Below are 18,931 nucleotides of genomic sequence, written 5' to 3'. Positions count from 1 at the left end.
CCGGGAATTGTACCTGATGGAAGGCTGGGGCGTCACGTTCGTAAGGCAAGCAACGATCGGTATCAGCCCTGACAATCGCATTCCCTGAATGACGGAAACAAAAAAGGGCGGTGATTACCGCCCTTTACTAAGCATGTGTCAGTTATTCAGCCAGTTTGAATGTAATAAAGCTCGCACGGCCCTGGCGCAAGACACGCATGGACACAGAACGATTCTTCGGCAGGTCTTTAGCAACCTCAGTGAAATTTTTGGCTGACGTGATCGCCTGATTGTTCAAGTGGGTAATCACATCGCCCGGCTGCAGACCAATTAAAGACGCAGGACCTTCCTGCACTTCTTTGATCACCACACCGCCCTTCAGATCGAAATTCTTTTTCTGTTCAGCGGTCAATTCAACCACCGAAACACCGAGACGATTACTGCTGCGCTCGACACCGTCCCCAGGAACTCCCATTTCCTGGCCTTCGTCCGGAAGTGCGCCAATGGTAACGCTCAGGGTTTGACGCTTGCCGTCGCGAATCACTTCAAGATCGGCTTTACTGCCATCCTTCATGTTGCCGACCAGATGTGGAAGGTCGGCGGACATGACAATGGGCTGACCATTGGCACTGAGAATCACGTCACCAACCTGAACACCACCTTTGGCCGCAGGACCGTTGTCCAGCACCTGCGCCACCAGTGCACCGGCAGGCTTGTCCAGACCGAAGGACTCAGCGAGGTCTTTGTTGACTTCCTGAATCACCACGCCTAACCAGCCGCGATTGACCTTACCACCCGATTTCAGTTGATTGGCAACGTCCATGGCGACATCGATTGGAATTGCGAAGGATAGGCCCATGAATCCACCGGAGCGGGTGAAAATCTGCGAGTTGATTCCGACCACTTCGCCGGCCATGTTGAACAGCGGGCCACCGGAGTTACCCGGATTGATGGCGACGTCGGTCTGAATGAATGGCACATAGGTGTCATTAGGCAGACTGCGGCCCTTGGCGCTAACAATGCCTTTGGTTACAGAGTGATCGAAGCCGAACGGCGAACCTATCGCCAACACCCACTCACCGACTTTAAGTTTGTCTGAATCACCAATTTTGACGATGGGCAGATCCTTGCCATCAATTTTCAGCACCGCAACGTCGGTGCGTGGGTCGGTACCGACTAATTTTGCTTTGAGCTCGCTGCGATCAGACAAACGCACGATAATTTCGTCCGCGCCTTCAATTACGTGGTTATTGGTCAGCACGTATCCGTCGGATGAGATGATGAAGCCAGAGCCCAGAGATTGAGCCTCGCGCTGACGATCACCTTTAGGGGTGCGTTGACCTTTGGGAATACTGCGTTCGAAGAACTCTCGAAGTTGTGGCGGGAGGCCATCCAGGTCGGGCATTTGACCACTTGCAACGGACCGTTCAGGCATTTTTTGCCGCGTACTGATGTTTACGACAGCAGGCGAAGCTTGCTCGACCAAACCGGTAAAGTCAGGTAAAGCCTCTGCCTGGGCAATGGCCACTTGACTGAACATCAATACAGCGGCAACGAGTGACAAATAGGACTTTAAGCGAGGTATCAACATACGTCTCCCGTTCACAACGAGCATGGTTAAGCTGTCGGACCGACCGGCCCGAAAAAGCTGGTGCACATCGCATGCGACTGCGAATGCATTCTGTCAGCCAATTTTCTTGACCCAGAAACGACTAAGGCCAGAGCTGGTGAGCTATGACCTATAGAAACAATCGATTTTTTTTGCAACTTTGAACTTTCACAAAACATTTCAGCATCTCAACTACGAAACACGCTCGAACTCGTTTTGCCAATCATACTGTCGAGGATGAGAAAATCTCGTTGACCACGTTGACGCTTTCCGTCGTTGCCCAATACCTATTTAGCAACCTGTTTGGGCTGCGAATCTGTACTGCGCATTGAAAGCGCAATGCGCTCAGCAGTCCCTATAGGAATCTCTCCCACAACCGTTACCATGGAATCGCCCGAGACGGTGGCTACCCGACGCGAAACCGCAACGGTGGGACCTAACTGAGTGCGAATGTCAGCAACATCCGCAGTGTTTACCGGCTCAATAAATACTGAGAACCGAGCCAGTCCATCGTCATACATCAAACTGGTGAGCGTTGCTTTGGACGCAGCATCCTGCCGTACAGAACTGCTACTCAACTGAAATCCATCAGGAACCCAGTCCGACCGCCAAGTTGACGGAATTTTGGGTACACCTTCTCGAATGTTAACTACTTGAACAGGTTTGCAATCGGCAGTCGTTTCCAGCATCTGATCGGTTGGGATGTCGCGGGTATCCAGTTCGGTGAACTGAAATCGCTCGAGCAGTTGCCCTTTGTCATTGAGTAATAATGACTTCAGGGGCAATGCTGTTTCGCTATCGATGTGTAATTCAATTCCGTAGCGATGTTGATCACGCGGCATTAGTGCAACGATAATTGCATTGCGACCGGCCACACGAGACTTCCCGACTATGTTCATTTCATAGAAGGCAGATAGTTTTTTGGGATCAAACGCACGTGCCGGAGAGCTCGGCTGATTGGTCATACCGGTCACAAAAGCGCCACTTACGCACTGGGTAAGCCCATCAACGCGCAGCACCTCTTGTGCAGAACCATCAAGTTGAAGCATGCGCTCACGAACACTGCCACCAGCTACACGGTGCCAGATTCGATGGGTAGAGAAACTGCCATTACGCTCATAGACAAAAGTGCCTTGAAAGCTCTGCTGTTGCTCGGCCTGCGCAAGACGTCTAAGAATGTCTTGCGCGTCCTCGGCATGCGCTGGAAGAACCAGCCACCCACTGAGCATAAAGGGCAATAGAGGGATGGCGCGCATGGTCCTCCTTAACGGTTTTCCAGGCTAGCTGCACGGGCATAGGGCAATGCGCTTTCAGTACCTTTCAAAGCAGCTTGCTGAGCGTGCTGGCGCAGATAACCTGGCAGACGCTGATCATGCCAGCCTGCCTGGCCTTGCAACACGCCAGTAGCCATTGGGCCCGGGGCTAGATCAGAGCTTTCTTTGTAACCAGCCAGAACTGCAGGACCTTTCACTTGCAGGACTGCCAGATTTGCGGGCTGAGGAGCTTGCTGGGCAAGCTTCAACCCTGCGATGTCGTCCTGATTGTACAAACGCACACCGGCCAGCACTGCAACCGTTACTGAAGCAGCGACCGCCAAGCGACCTAAGCTACGCCAAGGCTTGCGCGGCGCCTTGAGCGGGCTCAATTCATCGGCAATCGCGGCAGAAACAGCAGCAGATATATCCAGATGAGGCAATAGCAAATCTTTGTGCATTGCGGCACGAGCAACTTGGTAACGCGACCAGGTGGCACGTGTATCAGCATCGTCAAAGGCATTCAGCACCCGACGTATTTCCAGCTCATCCGCTTCGTTGTCCATCACTGCGGACAGCGATTCCTGCAGGGCTTCACGACTCATGGCGGTTCCTCTCTTGGCTATCGCCGCTGTCTCAGGACTCCTGCAACAACGGCTGCAGGGCTTTATCGATGGCTTCCCGAGCGCGGAAAATCCGAGATCGCACGGTACCCACCGGACACTGCATGACACTGGCAATGTCCTCGTAACTCAGACCGTCGAATTCGCGTAAAGTTAGAGCCGTACGTAAATCTTCCGGAAGTAACTGGATAGTTCGATGGACAGTGCCCTCGATCTCATCCCTCAACAATGCACGCTCTGGTGACTCGATATCCTTGAGGCCATGATCACCGTCATAGAACTCCGCGTCTTCAGACCTTACATCGCTATCTGGTGGTCGCCGACCTCTCGACACCAAATAGTTTTTCGCCGTATTAATGGCGATGCGGTACAGCCAAGTATAAAAGGCGCTGTCGCCGCGAAAATTACCAAGTGCGCGATAGGCTTTAATAAACGCTTCTTGCGCAACGTCCTGGGCTTCATGGGTGTCGTGCACAAATCGCACGATCAACCCGAGAATTTTGTGCTGGTATTTCAGCACGAGCAGATCAAACGCTCGTTTATCGCCGCGCTGTACGCGCTCGACAAGCTGCTGATCCTCTTCCTGGGTTAGCATGAACACTCCTCGGTAGACCTGAAAGAGTGCTGCATCGGCCGCTGAGCTGGCCTGCAATCATAGACTCGGGCTTTTCGCAAAAGTTCTCCCCCTTCAAGCAAGTTTCCTACGGACAGTCATTAGCCCGCACGAAAAACGCAGCTCGGACATGGCCGGGCTGCGCAAATAATCTTGTCGCCGTTCACTATCGGCGCGGTCAATTAGACCCGCACACAAACGACGCGTCCCTTTATAGGCAACCTGCTATTGAGCTCGGGCGGTACGTAAAGTTCCCGGCATTTCGCTATCAGGTGTAAGACATCGCCACTATCCGAGCAGGAAACATACTTCACGACTGAAACAGTCATGGCTCCATCTACCCAGAGGGAAAACGGTATGCAGATCTGTTCAGACTAGAGCACACTCCTGCCCCGCTGTGGTTTCACAATGCCATAAAAGCTCGGCTATTGTGCCGACCCACCCCTTTATATACTAGTGGCCGCTGTGAGCGGAGTTCTGACATGAGCCAACATTTTCAACACGACGTCTTGATCGTTGGTAGCGGCGCCGCAGGCCTGAGCCTTGCGCTGACCCTACCCAATCATTTGCGCATTGCCATTCTGAGTAAAGGCGATCTGGCCAATGGCTCGACATTCTGGGCGCAAGGCGGCGTCGCCGCAGTGCTGGACAACACGGATACCGTACAGTCCCATGTCGAGGACACCCTCAATGCTGGCGGTGGTTTATGCCATGAAGACGCCGTGCGCTTCACCGTCGAACACAGCCGAGAAGCCATTCAGTGGCTCATTGACCAAGGCGTGCCGTTCACCCGTGATGATCAATCGACAACGGAAGACGGCGGATTTGAATTCCATTTGACGCGTGAGGGCGGCCACAGCCATCGCCGCATCATTCATGCCGCCGACGCTACCGGCGCCGCGATCTTCAAGACGCTGCTGTCTCAAGCGAGACTACGGCCTAATATCGAACTGCTTGAGCAGCGCGTTGCAGTGGATTTAATCACCGAACGCCGCTTAGGCCTAGAAGGTCAGCGCTGCCTTGGCGCCTATGTGCTCAACCGCGCCAGTGGCGAAGTCGATACCTACGGTGCTCGTTTTACTATTCTCGCATCGGGCGGCGCAGCGAAAGTTTACCTGTACACCAGCAATCCCGATGGCGCTTGTGGTGATGGGATAGCCATGGCTTGGCGCTCCGGTTGCCGGGTTGCGAATCTGGAATTCAATCAGTTTCACCCTACCTGCCTGTATCACCCGCAAGCCAAAAGCTTCCTGGTAACCGAAGCGCTCCGAGGCGAAGGCGCATTGCTCAAATTGCCCAATGGCGAACGCTTCATGCAGCGCTTCGATCCCCGGGCCGAATTGGCGCCACGTGATATCGTCGCCCGTGCCATCGACCATGAAATGAAGCGCCTGGGCATCGACTGCGTCTATCTGGACATCAGCCACAAGCCCGAGGCATTCATCAAGACCCACTTCCCAACTGTTTATGAACGCTGCCTCGAATTCTCCATCGACATAACTAAACAGCCAATACCGGTAGTGCCCGCAGCGCACTACACCTGCGGTGGAGTGATGGTCAACGAGCAAGGTCGCACCGACGTTCCAGGCCTATATGCCATTGGCGAAACCAGCTTTACCGGCCTTCACGGCGCCAACCGAATGGCAAGCAATTCGTTGCTGGAGTGCTTCGTCTACGCCCGATCTGCTGCCGCGGACATCCTCGAACAATTACCGAACGCCGCCATGCCCGAAGAACTACCGACCTGGGACGCCAGCCAAGTAACCGATTCCGATGAAGACGTGATCATCGCCCACAACTGGGACGAATTGCGTCGATTCATGTGGGACTACGTAGGCATTGTGCGCACTAACAAGCGCCTGCAGCGTGCACAGCACCGAGTGCGTCTGCTGCTCGACGAGATTGATGAGTTTTACAGCAACTATAAAGTCAGCCGTGACTTGATAGAGCTAAGGAATCTGGCTCAAGTCGCCGAATTGATGATCAGTTCGGCCATGGAGCGAAAGGAATCTCGGGGATTGCACTACACCCTGGATTACCCAGACATGCTGCCTGTGGCACTCGATACTATTCTGGTGCCGCCCACCTACGTCGGCTGAATTTTAAACGCACGCGCAAACGCCGGTGTACCTCCGGCGTCAGTGCGTCGCGCGCAATACAAAGGCCCCGCACCCTGCGCCCGATTAATCGCGGCTCGTTGACAAGGCGAAAGCGCAGCACTACCAGTAGTGGCAATGCCAGACTGTCACGACGTAATTGCACCGCCTGCCAGCCGTTGGCATCGCTCCATAGCTGCCATCCGTCAGCGTCGCGGCGCAAACCGGTGAACGCTGCCGGGGAGCTCAGCAAAATAAACTGCGGCAGCGCCCAGGCCCCATGAGCCAAACACGCGAAAGCGCCGAGTGCACGGCCCCACCAAAACACGTCTAGAAAAAACAACGAAATCAGCGCCAGCACCTGCGCTATTAAATATGCCGCCAGCAATAGCCGCGACGGCCGCCAACGACATTCGAAGCGCTCACTTCGGCTGGACACGATCCAGAATCATTCTGACCATACGCTGCAGCTCTGGGTCTTCTGACTCTGCGCGCTGCATGAACCAACCAAACATGTCTTGGTCTTCGGAGGTTAGTAATCGACGATACAAATCGCGATCTTCCGCGTTTAGCGTGGCGTATACCTCTTTTACAAACGGTACCAACAGTACATCCAGCTCCAGCATGCCACGGCGGCTGTGCCAGTAGAGCCGGTTGAGTTCAACGTCATCGACCATGGAGCGCTCCTCAAATTAGGCGGCAAGTATACAGGCGCAGGTCAGCGAGACGCACTGCGCTTTGGTCGCAGGGGTTTTCAACAGATCAGTGATCACGCCTGTACCCATTCGGCGAACTCAGCACTATTATGGTGCCCATACTTTTTACCCTGCGATGACCCATGGCCGACTCAACTTTCTTCTGCATGCTGTCCCACGAGGGCATACTCGCCGTCCGCGGCCCTGACGCCAGTAAGTTTCTCCAGGGCCAGTTGACCTGCAACCTCAATTACCTGAACGACACGACGGCAACCCTCGGCGCACGCTGCACTCAAAAAGGCCGAATGCAATCGAGCTTCCGCATCCTGCCTGAAGGTGATGGCTACCTTTTGGCGATGGCATCCGAATTGATCGAACCGCAGTTAGCTGATTTAAAAAAATACGCGGTTTTCTCTAAATCCAAATTGACCGACGAAACCGCTGGATGGGTTCGTTTCGGCCTCAATGAAGGCGATGGCGCGTTAGTTTCGCTGGGGTTGGACTTGCCCCACGCTTCGGATTCGGTGGTGCGCACCGGTGCATTGATCGCTATTCGAGTATCGCCCGCTCGGGCCGAGCTCTGGGTCGCCGCAGACCAGGCAGAAGACGTGCAACGTCGCCTGGCCGCACAACTGGCTCAAGGCTCACTAAACGATTGGATGCTGGGGCAGATTCTTGCTGGCATTGGCCAAGTAACTGGCAATACCCGCGAAACGTTCATCCCGCAAATGTTGAACCTGCAAGCCATAGGTGGCGTCAGTTTCAAAAAAGGCTGCTACACCGGACAGGAAATAGTGGCGCGCATGCAATATCTGGGCAAGCTCAAGCGACGGCTCTACCGCCTTACTCTTGCGGGCACTGACCTCCCTGAGCCAGGTACAGCGTTATATTCGCCGGTCCACGCCAGTGCCGTGGGTGAAGTTGTCATAGCCGCGCGGGCGCCCGACTGCATTGAATTATTGGCTGTAGTGCAGGCCGATGTTGCACAGGATGGCAGCATTCATATTGGTGCTCCAGACGGTTTGGTACTTCAATTGAAATACCTTCCGTACACGCTAGACTCCAAACTGGAAACTCAGCGTTAAATGATTGGCACTTCTTTACCATTTCCAGGTCGAACGACGTCAACCCCGAGCCGCTCGTCGAGTGCTCGGTAGCAGGAACCACGCTACGCCTAAGAGATGTGACATGAACACGATGTCGGACACAGTGCAAAGGGACCTGATTCGGGCGATAAACAGCGACGAGCTATTTCTACCTACTCTGCCGAAAGTAGCGCTTAAAATTCGTACGGCCGCCGAAAATCAAGACATCAGCGTCAGTCAATTGAGTAAAGTAATCGCCGGAGATACGGCACTTTCCGCGCGATTGATAAAAGTGGTCAATAGTCCGTTGATGCGCGGCAGTATCGAAGTGAGTGACCTGCACACCGCCATTACCCGGCTGGGCATCAATTACAGCTGCAACCTTGCAATCGGTCTAGTCGTGGAGCAGATGTTCCAGGCAAAATCGGATGTTGTAGCGCGAAAAATGCACGACATATGGGTAAAAAGTCTTCAGGTAGCCGGTATCAGCTACACGTTGTGCCGCAATCATTCCAAGCTCAAGCCGGACAAAGCCACGCTGGCTGGGATGATGCACCTGATTGGCGTATTGCCAATCCTGACGTACGCCGAAGACCATTTCGAGCTGCTTTCGGATGCAGTCAGCCTCAACCATGTGATTGACCGCATTCACCCAATCATCGGTCAAAAATTGCTCACCGCATGGGAGTTTCCAGAAATGCTGGCCAAAGTGCCGGGTGAGTTCCAGAACTTTGAACGCCAAGTGGATCAGGCCGATTATGTCGATCTGGTGCAAGTTGCGACGGTGCACAGTTATCACGGTACCCACCATCCCTTCGCTACGTTGGAACTGGGCAATCTGCCTGCCTTCATCCGCCTCGGTCTAGACCTTAAAGATGGCGCTCTCGTCGCCGAAATGAATGAATCAATGAACATGCTTGTTTAGCGTGTCTGATTTTCGGATTCTATGCCGAGCGCAAATCTCACCCTTACCTTCAAGCCCCGCTCAGCCCCATCATGGAGGCTGATTTTGGCAAGGTGTGCATGGCAGATTTCGCCAACAATCGCCAAGCCCAATCCTGATCCAAGCTGATCACGCCGATAAAAGCGTTCGAACACCCGCCCGCGCTCCGCTTCTGGGATGCCAAGGCCGTCGTCTTCGACCTCAAGCACTCCCGGCGCGATGACTCGCAAAATCACATTGCCGCCCGAGGGAGTGTGCGCCAACGCGTTGTCCACCAAATTACTCAACAGCTCATTAAGCAACACAGGATCGCCTCGCAACCACACTGCCTCATCAGCTTCCAGCGCCAAGGCAACACCCTGCGCATGGGCCAACGGCGCCATCGCCATACCCAACTCACGCGCCAGTTGGCTCAGATCAAGTCTCTGAGCCCGCCCTTCGGAAATGGATCTTGCACCGTTTTCGATGCGCGCCAGCGACAGCAACTGATTGGCCAGATGAGTCAACCTGTCAGTACCCTGTGCGGCAGCTTCCAGGGTAATTCGCCAGTTCGCCGGATTAGTGTCACGCAACCCAAGTTCAACCCGGGCTTTGAGCGCCGCCAGTGGCGTGCGCAACTCATGCGCAGCGTCGGCAATGAACTGCGCCTGACGTTCGAATTGCATACGCAGGCGCTCAGTGAAATGGTTGAAAGCGCCTACCAACGGCTGAAGTTCGCGCTGAACGTCCACCGGCGGCAGCGCCCGTAAATCATCCGGCTGACGCGCCTCGACCGCCTTGCGCAGACGCTCCAGCGGACGGAGTGCCGCGCTGACGGTGATCCATACCAACACCAGCGCGCCCGCACCCAACAGGCCCAAACGCACCAATGTGTCGGCCATCAGACTGCGCGCCATGCGCTCGCGAGCTTCTTCGGTTTCGGCTACCCGAATTTCCGCCATGCCATTCATGTTTGGATCACTGACGGGCTTAAGCAAGCTAACGACACGCACGCTTTGTCCCTTATAACGGCCATTATAAAAGCTCGCCAACGCAGGATAGTCATCAGTACGCAACGTTCCCGGCGGTGGTGCAGGCAAGTTTTCGTAGCCCGAAATAAGCTGCTTATTAATGTCGTTGACCTGGTAATAAATCCGCCCGGCGCTGTCGTAGGCGAAGGTGTCCAGGGCCACGTAAGGCACGTCAGCGCTAAGGCTGCCATCGCGCTGAGAAACTCCAGCGGCAATGGTGCGAGCAGAGGCAAGTAACGTGCGGTCATAAGCCGTATCGGCAGCTTCACGACCATTCCAATAAGCGCTTAAGCCACTGGCCAGCATTAATGCTGTGAGCAACAGGCCAAGGTTCCACAGCAACCGCCCGCGCAAGCTGCCTGACGCATCATGCATCGCGGCTTTCCAATAAATAACCGAGTCCACGAAAGGTCACGATAGCAATCGGATGCCCGCCGATTTTTTTGCGCAGGCGGTGGACATAGATTTCGATGGCGTCGGGGCTGGCCTCTTCATCCAAGCCAAATACTTGCGCCGCCAATTGCTCCTTGCTCATCACGCGTCCGGGCCGCGCAATCAGTGCCTCAAGCACCGCTTGCTCACGGGAGGTCAAGATTAGTAACGCTTCTCCCAACGCGAAGCGTCGCGTATCGAGGTCGTAAACCAACGCACCGCAACGCTGCTGACGCTCACCGCCTAACACGCTACGACGCAGCAACGCCTTGACCCGCGCCTCCAGCTCGAAGAGTTCGAAAGGTTTAGCCAGGTAATCGTCGGCGCCGAGATTGAGGCCATGAACCCGATCTTTGACATCGCTACGGGCGGTCAACATCAGCACCGGAAGGTTCTTGCCCCTTGCTCGCAAACGAGCCAGCACTTCAAAGCCGTCCATTCGCGGCAACCCCACATCTAAAATCACAACAGCGTAGTGCTCGCTGCTCAATGCCAGATCAGCAGCCACGCCGTCGTGCAGAACATCGACCGTCAAGCCTTGGCTTTTTAGGGCCAACGTGACACTTTCGGCCAATTGCAGATGGTCTTCGACGAGAAGTACACGCATCGACTTCACTCATTTCTTAGGCTTATAAGCCGCGAAGTTTACAGCCGTGTCGTCTGCTGTGAAGCACCAAAAGCAAATCAAGCGCAACTCTGAGCCCTATGAAAGGTTGGTGAAAGCTTCACCTTTTAGCCTCCCGTTACACTGGCCCACCGCTGCGGTAAAACTGAAAAACGCCTCGACGCGTTTTCTAATAAGAACAAGAAAATGGAGTACTTCGTGGCATTATTTTTGCGACGTTTCACCTTTATTGTCGGCTGCATACTAGTTGCCAGCCAGTTATTCGCCGCTGAACCCAAACGCCCGGAATGCATAGCTCCAGCCTCGCCTGGAGGCGCTTTCGACCTCACCTGCAAACTGGCGCAAAGCGCGCTGATGGGTGAGAAATTTCTGAGCACACCCATGCGCATCACCTACATGCCGGGGGGCGTTGGCGCGGTGGCCTATAACGCAGTCGTTGCTCAGCACCCGGCCGATGGAGGCACCTTGGTTACCTGGTCCAGCGGCTCGCTGTTGAACCTGGCGCAAGGTAAATTCGGCCGCTTCGACGAGAACGCAGTGCGTTGGCTGGCTGCGATCGGTATCACCTATGGCGCTATTGCGGTGAAAAGCGATTCGCCTTACCGGAACCTTGACGATCTGGTTAAAGCGCTAAAAAAAGACCCGAGCAAAGTGGCTATCGGTTCTAGCGGAACCATCGGCGGCCAAGACTGGATGCAGACTGCGTTGATCGCTAAAGCTGCCGGTATCAACCCGCGTGACCTGCGTTATGTCGCGCTCGAGGGCGGGGGTGAAATTTCCACTGCATTGCTCGCCGGCAATATTCAGGTAGGCAGTACCGACATTTCAGACTCAATGCCGCACGTCCTTAGCGGCGAAATGCGACTGCTCGCGGTATTTTCCGAAGCGCGCCTTGACGAGCCAGAAATGAAAGACATTCCCACTGCCAAGGAACAGGGCTACGACATCGTTTGGCCAGTAGTTCGCGGTTTTTACCTAGGGCCAAAAGTCAGCGAAGAGGACTACGCATGGTGGAAAGCCGCCTTCGACACACTGCTGGCTTCAGATGACTTCGCCACATTGCGTGATCAACGCGAACTGTTTCCCTTTGCCATGACCGGTGAAGCATTGGACGTCTATGTGAAGAAGCAAGTGGCAGACTACAAAGTCCTGGCCAAGGAGTTTGGTTTGATCAGTGATCCCGGAAAGTAACGGAGTTGAACAACCGATTTCTAAACAGGTTCCGGGCTAATTGAGCGATTATCGTAAAGCCTGCGCCTTCTAGACCGGCAACTTCCAGTCAATCGGGGTCAAGCCATTTTGCTGCAGATACTTATTGGTCCGGCCAAAGTGCCCATTCCCCAAAAAGCCTTTATAAGCCGACAGCGGCGACGGGTGTACCGAGATCAATACCAAGTGTTTGCTCGCGTCGATCAGCTTCTGCTTGCTTTGCGCATGGGCGCCCCACAGCAGGAACACCAGATGGGGCTGATGCGCACTGGCCGTCTCGATGACCTTGTCGGTAAAGTGCTGCCAACCCTTTTTTGCGTGTGAAGCGGCGTTGGCGCGTTCGACCGTCAGCGTGGTGTTGAGCAACAATACGCCTTGGTCGGCCCACGATTGCAGGTAGCCATGGTTAGCGATGTCAATGTTCAGATCACGTTTGAGCTCTTTATAGATATTGACCAGCGAAGGCGGGGTCGGAACGCCGGGCTGCACTGAAAAGCACAAACCGTGGGCCTGACCGGGGCCGTGATACGGGTCTTGGCCAAGGATCACCACCTTGACCTTATCCAGGGGCGTGGAATTCAGCGCATTGAAAATCATCGGCCCTGGCGGATAGATTTCCTTGCCTGACGCATGCTCATGGCGCAAAAATTCGCGCAGTTCATTCATGTACGGCTGCTCGAATTCATCACGCAATGCGTGCTTCCAGCTAGGCTCAAGTTTGATCCGATCGTCGTTTGTCATGTCACACCTGCAGAAGACAATGTGCGGACACTAGGAAAGCTGGCCCTTTATGTCAATGCGCTAAGCATAAAGCCTCACTTCCTCCACTTCTTTTCAAATCGCCGTTTGCAACTAGAGGCGCGCCGGGGTATCACAGACTTAACGCAAAGTTGCCCCGTCCCCCGAGAGGTCACGATGAATCTGCAATTTGAAGAACTTCCTGCCCAAGACGGCGCGCGCATTGGTATTGCCAGCCTGGACGCGGAAAAATCTCTAAATGCCTTGTCCTTGCCAATGATAAAGGCGCTGGCTGAGCGTTTGGAAGCGTGGGCCGATGACCCGCAAATCGTCTGCGTGATGCTTCGCGGTAACGGCGGCAAAGCCTTTTGTGCCGGAGGAGATGTGCGCAGTCTGGTAGAGGCGTGTTTAGCCGATCCAGGTGGAGTGCCTCCTTTGGCCGCGCAGTTTTTCGCGGCAGAATACCGTCTCGACTATCAGTTACATACGTACCCCAAACCGCTGATCTGCTGGGGCCACGGCTATGTGCTGGGCGGCGGCATGGGCCTGTTGCAGGGCGCAAATATCCGCATCGTGACCTCTAGCAGCCGTTTGGCCATGCCGGAAATCAGCATCGGCCTATTTCCTGACGTCGGCGCAAGTTGGTTTTTGTCCCGATTACCCGGCAAATTAGGCCTATTCCTCGGGCTGACGGGCTCGCACATCAACGCGCGTGATGCGCTGGACCTGGATTTAGCTGACCGGTTTTTGTTGGATGAGCAGCAAGAGGAGTTAGTTGAAGGTTTGTTGCAACTGAACTGGCAGGAACAAACATCGGTGCAACTCAATAGCTTACTTAAAGCCCTGCAACAGGAAGCTGTGCGAGAGATGCCTGAGGCGCAATGGTTACCGCGTCGTCAGCAGATAGACGAACTGCTGGATGTCGGCGACTTGCCTTCTGCTTGGCGCGCTTTAACTCAGTTGCAACCTCATGATGACGCACTGCTCAATCGCGCAGCGAAAAATTTGAGTGAAGGCTGTCCCTTGACTGCACATCTGGTATGGGAGCAGATCAAACGCGCACGGAATATGTCGTTGGCTGAAGTCTTTCAGATGGAATACAGCCTAAGCCTCAACTGCTGTCGTCATCCTGAATTCAGCGAAGGCGTCCGAGCGCGCTTGATCGACAAGGACCAAAAACCCCATTGGCATTGGCAGGACGTGGCAACGATTCCAGTGACAGTGATTGATGCGCACTTCGCCAAGGCATGGGAGGGCCGGCACCCGTTAGCGGATCTTTCGCAATACTAGGCTCACAGACAACGCGGGCTGCGATAGCGTGAGAAAAATCGCACCGCCGACAGCCTTAATAGAGATTGTGTCCGCCCCATGCCTACGGTCTATCCCAAGGGCCCGCCCACCGCCCGCACCGTTACGACAGTCTTACTGTCGGTCGTAATGCTGTGGCGGGCCGGGCTTATAGCCGGGGTTACCATGGTAGCGAGGATCCCAAGCCTGGCCGGCAGGGTGCGGATCAACAGTTGGCGGGGACGATTCCATACGTGGAGGGGCGGTTTCGTAACTGGGCCGTGGGGCGGCGTAAATGGGCTTCGTCACAGAGCCCGGCTGACCGTAATTGTGCTCGGCGCCATAGCCTTCCGCGTCGACTTCACCACTGGCAAGCGCCACACTTATATAAACAATCAGTAATACGAGTCGGTACATGGTGATATCACCTATCGACGGCCCCCCTGGCCATGACCATCGTGTCCGCCATGCCAACCGCCATGGAAGTCTCCCGAATCTGGCCGACGACCGCCCCAACCCGGGTGTTGGCGATAACCAAAGCCACCGTGATAATCCGGTGCACCCGGTGCGTAACCACGTCCGGGCCAAGGACCATTCCCGTAGCCTGGACGGCCATAACCATGGCCTCCTTGATAATAAACACCGGAACGAGGACCGTAATAACGAGGTTGGCCGATAACATAGCCCGAGCCATAGTAACGATCGTAACCCCCGGCACCGTAGTAATAGCCTCCGTAAACCGGCACGGGCGCGGTGTACACATCTGATTCGTAATAACCCGGTCCCGCGTAACAACCTGCCAGCGTCAAACCCAGCAAAGCAATAAGCAAAGTTTGTCGATACATGGCGGCCTCCTGGACCGCTATAAGCCAAACAGCGACGCTGGTCGGCATCAGTCAACCTCTGACGGACATAAAATCAGACTGTAAAAAGACATTTCAGTGCGTCCTCGCGGCAATTATATATGTAACAAGATGCGCCCCCGCTCGGTGCAACCCCGCACCATTCTAAGGCAAACCCGGCAGTGCTTCGCCGTCGACCCATGCGCCAAGCGTCGAGCCAGAAGGCTCGGCGCAACTTGGCACGGCTCTCGCTTAACAAATTGTGTGCAGGAGTCAAAACAGGTTCGCGGCACCACAATTTGCAATAGCCCACTAGGGTTCCGGCTCGCTTCTGGCGAGTGGCTGGTCCGAGAGTTGGCGACCTCCAGTAGAGGTTACACGGCGGGATAAAAGCCCGGGAGACAGGGACACCAGTGGTGTCACGTGACTCTTGCTCGCCTTTTTTCCTACTGGAGATCTCTACTATGCAGCTCACCATCCGAAAGCCCCGTCTGTTTTCCTTGCTTGCCGCCAGCCTGATCTCGGTATTGAGTTTCTCGGCTCAGGCCGTCCCGAAACAGCACTTCAACGTCTGCTGGACAATTTATGCCGGCTGGATGCCATGGGAATATGCTGGCGCTCAGGGCATCGTCGACAAGTGGGCGAAAAAGTACGGCATCAAAATCGATGTCACTCAGATCAACGATTACGTCGAATCCATTAATCAATACACTGCTGGCCAGTTCGATGGCTGCACCATGACCAACATGGACGCCCTGACGATTCCCGCCGCAGGCGGTGTCGCCAGTACGGCGCTGATCGTCAGCGACTTCTCCAACGGCAACGACGGCATTGTGATCAAGGGCACCGGCAAGAAAGTCACCGACCTCAAGGGCATGAGGGTAAACCTGGTGGAGTTGTCGGTTTCCCACTACCTGCTGGCCCGGGCGCTGGACACGGTTGATCTCTCGGAAAAAGACCTGACTGTGGTCAACACCTCTGACGCGGACATTTCTGCCGCGTTCAACACCGACGACGTCAAGGCCGTGACCACCTGGAACCCCATGTTAGCGGACATAAAGGCCAAGCCCGGTGTAACCGAAGTGTTCGACTCCAGCAAGATTCCGGGCGAGATCATGGACATGATGGTGGTCAACTCCCAAACCCTCAAAGACAACCCTGCACTGGGCAGAGCACTGACCGGCGCCTGGTTTGAAGTGGTGGCGTTGATGAACGCAAAATCTGCCGCCAGCACCGCTGCGTTGGAACACATGGCCAAAGCATCGGGTACTGATTTGGCCGGTTTCCAGTCGCAACTGGACACCACCAAATTGTTCGCAACGCCCAAGGAAGCCCTCGCGTTCGCCAACAGCACTCAGTTGCCGATGACCATGCGCAAAGTGGCGGAGTTCTCTTTCCAACACGGGCTGCTCGGCCAAGGCGCCAAAGATACTGGCGCAGTAGGCATGTCGTTTGCCAACAATGTCACTCTCGGCGACAAAACCAACCTCAAGCTGCATTTTGACCCCAGCTACGTGCAGATGGCTGCCGACGGCAAGCTTTAACGCATCCCGCCTAAAGGGTATCGCCCATGCGCTTGATAAACCTGCGCCCAGATCGTGCCAGTCGCCTGATTTTGGTAATCCTGCCGTTTGCTTTGGTGCTGATTGCCTATTTCATGGGTTCGGCGACTCGGTTGGCGGAAAACCCCAACGACAAATTGCTGCCCAGCGCGGTGCAAATGACCGAATCGGTCAAGCGCATGGCCTTCATTGAAGACCCGCGCACCGGAGGTTATTTGCTATGGCAAGACACGGGTTCCAGCTTGCAACGGTTGGCCATCGGCTTGGGCATCAGTGCGTTGCTCGGTCTATGCCTGGGGATCGCGTCGGGCATCGTGCCGCTGTTCGGCGCGTCTTTATCACCAGTGCTAACCGTGTTGTCCATGGTGCCGCCGCTGGCGATTTTACCGATCCTGTTCATCGTGTTCGGCCTAGGAGAGCTATCGAAAGTCATGCTGATCGTGATCGGTATCACGCCGATTCTGGCTCGCGATCTGGAGCAGCGCGCGCAGGAGATTCCGGTGGAATTGCTGATCAAGGCACAGACCCTCGGCGCCTCTACCTGGACCTTGATCCTGCGGGTGATCCTGCCGCAACTGCTCCCGCGTTTGTTGATCTCACTGCGGTTGGTATTAGGCTCAGCGTGGTTGTTCCTGATCGCAGCCGAAGCCATTGCGTCGATTGACGGCCTTGGTTACCGGATTTTTCTGGTGCGGCGTTATTTGGCCATGGATGTGATTCTGCCCTATGTGGTCTGGATCACATTGCTGGCTTGGCTCATGGATTGGGCCCTCAAGGCCCTGACCCGACGGGCCTTTCCTTGGTACGAGGGAGCCCGCGTATGAGCTTCATTTCGGTGAAAAACGTTTGGCAGGAATACGACAAGCAACCCGTACTGGAGCGCCTGAACCTAAGCGTTGATGAAGGTGAGTTCTGCACCTTGGTCGGCGCGTCAGGCTGCGGCAAATCGACCTTTCTGCGCCTGTTGTTGGGCCAGGAAGTGCCAAGTCGCGGGCACATCCTTTTAGACGGTAAACCCTTGGTCGGCGAGCCAAATGCTAGCCGGGGCGTGGTGTTCCAACGCTATTCAGTCTTCCCTCACCTGTCGGTGCTCAACAATGTCGCGCTGGGCCTTGAACTGCCGCGCTCGGCGTTGCTGGGTCGGCTTTTCGGCAAGGCCAAACGCCAAGCCAGAGATCAGGCGGCCCAATTGCTGAACAAGGTAGGTCTTGGGCATTCATTGGACAAATACCCGACACAGCTTTCGGGCGGTATGCAACAACGACTGGCCATTGCGCAAGCGCTCATCATGCAACCTCGGGTTTTACTGCTGGACGAGCCATTCGGCGCTCTTGATCCGGGCATTCGCAAAGACATGCACGGTTTGTTGCTGGAGTTGTGGCGGGAAACCCAATTGACCGTGTTCATGGTCACCCACGATTTATCCGAAGGCTTCAGCCTCGGCACGCGCTTGCTGGTGTTTGACAAGGTTCGCCACGACCCTCAAGCGCCCGGTGCTTATGGCGCCAGAATCACCTATGACATTCCCTTGAACAGCGACCGCCGCGTTGCACGCGCTGCGATTGAATCGCTGCAAACGGTTTAGAGGACTTTTCCCTATGACTGACTCCACCACGCTGTTTCCGGTGTTCTCTGAAGAGCTGATCCCAGGAGGCGGCCACCGTTCGTTCGTCCTCAAGCGCGGCCAATTGCTGCGTTTCACCGACATTCAGGGTGGCGCCAACGTCAGCCTGACGCTGCTCAACGCCAACGAAAAAACCGAGCGTCTGAATTTGCCGGACAGCCTGAAATGCCAACACACGGCCAAGCTTACCAGCGGCCATTGTCTGTACTCGGACATGGGCCGAGTGCTGGCGGCCATCGTGGCCGACACCTGCGGTGGGAGCGACAGCATCGGCGGGATTTTATGCGCCGAAGAAGTTGCAGAAAAATACGGCCAAGGCCGCTATCAAGAATTGCGCAATGGCTTTTTCCGTAACGGCACCGACAACTTATTGGTCGAACTGGGCAAATGGGGGTTGGGGTTGTCTGACTTGCTGATGACCCTGAATCTGTTCAGCCGGGTGAACGTCGATGACAGCGGTGCGTTGCACTACGTCACCGCCCATTCCAAAGCTGGTGACACCATCGAGCTGTACGCGCCAATGGACACCTTGGTGGTAATGACCGCGCTGCAACATCCCATGGACCCAAATCCGCAGTACGCCCCCAAGCCGATAAAACTCAGCTGGATGAAAGCTGACGCCCGCGTTGCTGAGCACTGCCGCTTCTCGCGCCCGGAAAACGAGCGCGGTTTTATCAACACTGATCGCCTGTTCGCCTGAGGATCG

At 55.2% G+C, this 18,931-nt stretch carries 20 protein-coding genes and 1 riboswitch; of the genes, 9 read left to right on the top strand and 11 right to left on the bottom strand.

Features of this window, described 5'->3' with window-relative positions; genetic code table 11:
- Positions 1 to 142: 142 nt before the first annotated feature.
- From QN378_RS11925 to rpoE, 4 genes are all read right to left on the bottom strand, one after another.
- Positions 143 to 1,519, bottom strand: coding sequence for a DegQ family serine endoprotease (locus tag QN378_RS11925; protein WP_322206920.1), 1,377 nt, complete (start codon positions 1,517 to 1,519; stop codon positions 143 to 145).
- 356 nt (positions 1,520 to 1,875) lie between these two features.
- A complete protein-coding gene (locus QN378_RS11920; protein ID WP_323549547.1) occupies positions 1,876 to 2,844 on the bottom strand; it encodes a MucB/RseB C-terminal domain-containing protein in 969 nt (322 codons plus the stop codon).
- 8 nt (positions 2,845 to 2,852) lie between these two features.
- Positions 2,853 to 3,446: an RseA family anti-sigma factor gene (locus tag QN378_RS11915; protein ID WP_322205213.1), complete on the bottom strand. Its 594-nt coding sequence runs from the start codon at positions 3,444 to 3,446 to the stop codon at positions 2,853 to 2,855.
- A 31-nt stretch (positions 3,447 to 3,477) separates the two neighbouring features.
- Positions 3,478 to 4,059, bottom strand: coding sequence for an RNA polymerase sigma factor RpoE (gene rpoE, locus QN378_RS11910; protein ID WP_020288878.1), 582 nt, complete (start codon positions 4,057 to 4,059; stop codon positions 3,478 to 3,480).
- A 500-nt stretch (positions 4,060 to 4,559) separates the two neighbouring features.
- Between rpoE and nadB the strand changes: the two genes are divergently transcribed.
- Entirely contained in the window at positions 4,560 to 6,176 is a 1,617-nt protein-coding gene (gene nadB, locus QN378_RS11905) for an L-aspartate oxidase (protein WP_322205214.1), read from the top strand.
- Here nadB and QN378_RS11900 read toward each other — a convergent pair.
- Together QN378_RS11900 and QN378_RS11895 are read right to left on the bottom strand one after the other, a co-directional pair.
- Entirely contained in the window at positions 6,145 to 6,612 is a 468-nt protein-coding gene (locus QN378_RS11900) for a protein YgfX (protein ID WP_322205215.1), read from the bottom strand. The two genes, nadB and QN378_RS11900, sit on opposite strands and share 32 nt — an antisense overlap.
- The gene (locus QN378_RS11895; RefSeq protein WP_297845813.1) at positions 6,596 to 6,850 is read right to left on the bottom strand and encodes a succinate dehydrogenase assembly factor 2; all 255 of its coding nucleotides are present in this window, start codon (positions 6,848 to 6,850) and stop codon (positions 6,596 to 6,598) included. The genes QN378_RS11900 and QN378_RS11895 overlap by 17 nt, the downstream gene beginning before the upstream one ends.
- 161 nt (positions 6,851 to 7,011) lie before the next feature.
- On the opposite strand from QN378_RS11895, the gene QN378_RS11890 reads away from it, so the two are divergent.
- Positions 7,012 to 7,953 carry a folate-binding protein YgfZ gene (locus QN378_RS11890; protein WP_322205216.1) on the top strand — a complete coding sequence of 314 codons (942 nt, stop codon included), beginning with the start codon at positions 7,012 to 7,014 and terminating at the stop codon, positions 7,951 to 7,953.
- Positions 7,954 to 8,056: 103 nt separating this feature from the next.
- On the top strand, positions 8,057 to 8,878 hold the full coding sequence (locus QN378_RS11885; RefSeq protein WP_322205217.1) for an HDOD domain-containing protein: 822 nt from the start codon (positions 8,057 to 8,059) through the stop codon (positions 8,876 to 8,878).
- On the opposite strand, the gene QN378_RS11880 is transcribed toward QN378_RS11885, so the two are convergent.
- Together QN378_RS11880 and QN378_RS11875 are read right to left on the bottom strand one after the other, a co-directional pair.
- Positions 8,875 to 10,281, bottom strand: coding sequence for a sensor histidine kinase (locus QN378_RS11880; protein ID WP_322205218.1), 1,407 nt, complete (start codon positions 10,279 to 10,281; stop codon positions 8,875 to 8,877). The genes QN378_RS11885 and QN378_RS11880 overlap by 4 nt on opposite strands.
- Positions 10,274 to 10,945, bottom strand: a complete 672-nt coding sequence (locus QN378_RS11875; protein ID WP_323549539.1) for a response regulator — start codon at positions 10,943 to 10,945, stop codon at positions 10,274 to 10,276. The genes QN378_RS11880 and QN378_RS11875 overlap by 8 nt, the downstream gene beginning before the upstream one ends.
- 228 nt (positions 10,946 to 11,173) lie before the next feature.
- Between QN378_RS11875 and QN378_RS11870 the strand changes: the two genes are divergently transcribed.
- Entirely contained in the window at positions 11,174 to 12,154 is a 981-nt protein-coding gene (locus QN378_RS11870; RefSeq protein WP_323549570.1) for a tripartite tricarboxylate transporter substrate binding protein, read from the top strand.
- 69 nt (positions 12,155 to 12,223) lie between these two features.
- Here the strand turns inward: QN378_RS11870 and ung are convergent, their stop codons facing one another.
- On the bottom strand, positions 12,224 to 12,913 hold the full coding sequence (gene ung / locus QN378_RS11865) for a uracil-DNA glycosylase (protein WP_322205220.1): 690 nt from the start codon (positions 12,911 to 12,913) through the stop codon (positions 12,224 to 12,226).
- A 174-nt stretch (positions 12,914 to 13,087) separates the two neighbouring features.
- On the opposite strand from ung, the gene QN378_RS11860 reads away from it, so the two are divergent.
- Positions 13,088 to 14,200 (top strand): enoyl-CoA hydratase/isomerase family protein, encoded by a 1,113-nt coding sequence (locus tag QN378_RS11860; protein WP_323549537.1) that lies wholly within the window; start codon positions 13,088 to 13,090, stop codon positions 14,198 to 14,200.
- 132 nt (positions 14,201 to 14,332) lie between these two features.
- On the opposite strand, the gene QN378_RS11855 is transcribed toward QN378_RS11860, so the two are convergent.
- Complete coding sequence (locus tag QN378_RS11855) at positions 14,333 to 14,614, bottom strand: hypothetical protein (protein ID WP_322205222.1); 282 nt, start codon at positions 14,612 to 14,614, stop codon at positions 14,333 to 14,335.
- Positions 14,615 to 14,625: 11 nt separating this feature from the next.
- Positions 14,626 to 15,042, bottom strand: coding sequence for a hypothetical protein (locus tag QN378_RS11850; protein WP_322205223.1), 417 nt, complete (start codon positions 15,040 to 15,042; stop codon positions 14,626 to 14,628).
- Positions 15,043 to 15,340: 298 nt separating this feature from the next.
- A riboswitch (guanidine-I (ykkC/yxkD leader) is annotated at positions 15,341 to 15,442 on the top strand.
- Between the two features lie 61 nt (positions 15,443 to 15,503).
- Between QN378_RS11850 and QN378_RS11845 the strand changes: the two genes are divergently transcribed.
- The 4 genes from QN378_RS11845 to QN378_RS11830 are packed head-to-tail and all read left to right on the top strand — an operon-like array spanning position 15,504 to position 18,925.
- Positions 15,504 to 16,583: a putative urea ABC transporter substrate-binding protein gene (locus tag QN378_RS11845; protein ID WP_416350630.1), complete on the top strand. Its 1,080-nt coding sequence runs from the start codon at positions 15,504 to 15,506 to the stop codon at positions 16,581 to 16,583.
- A 26-nt stretch (positions 16,584 to 16,609) separates the two neighbouring features.
- The gene (locus QN378_RS11840) at positions 16,610 to 17,425 is read left to right on the top strand and encodes an ABC transporter permease (RefSeq protein WP_322205224.1); all 816 of its coding nucleotides are present in this window, start codon (positions 16,610 to 16,612) and stop codon (positions 17,423 to 17,425) included.
- On the top strand, positions 17,422 to 18,186 hold the full coding sequence (locus tag QN378_RS11835; protein ID WP_322205225.1) for an ABC transporter ATP-binding protein: 765 nt from the start codon (positions 17,422 to 17,424) through the stop codon (positions 18,184 to 18,186). Before QN378_RS11840 ends, QN378_RS11835 begins: the two co-directional genes overlap by 4 nt.
- A gap of 13 nt (positions 18,187 to 18,199) precedes the next feature.
- A complete protein-coding gene (locus QN378_RS11830; RefSeq protein WP_322205226.1) occupies positions 18,200 to 18,925 on the top strand; it encodes an urea amidolyase associated protein UAAP1 in 726 nt (241 codons plus the stop codon).
- Positions 18,926 to 18,931: the final 6 nt, after the last annotated feature.

This window comes from Pseudomonas sp. 10S5, assembly GCF_035019745.1.
Taxonomy (GTDB): domain Bacteria; phylum Pseudomonadota; class Gammaproteobacteria; order Pseudomonadales; family Pseudomonadaceae; genus Aquipseudomonas.
This window is presented reverse-complemented; position numbering and strand designations above follow the sequence as displayed.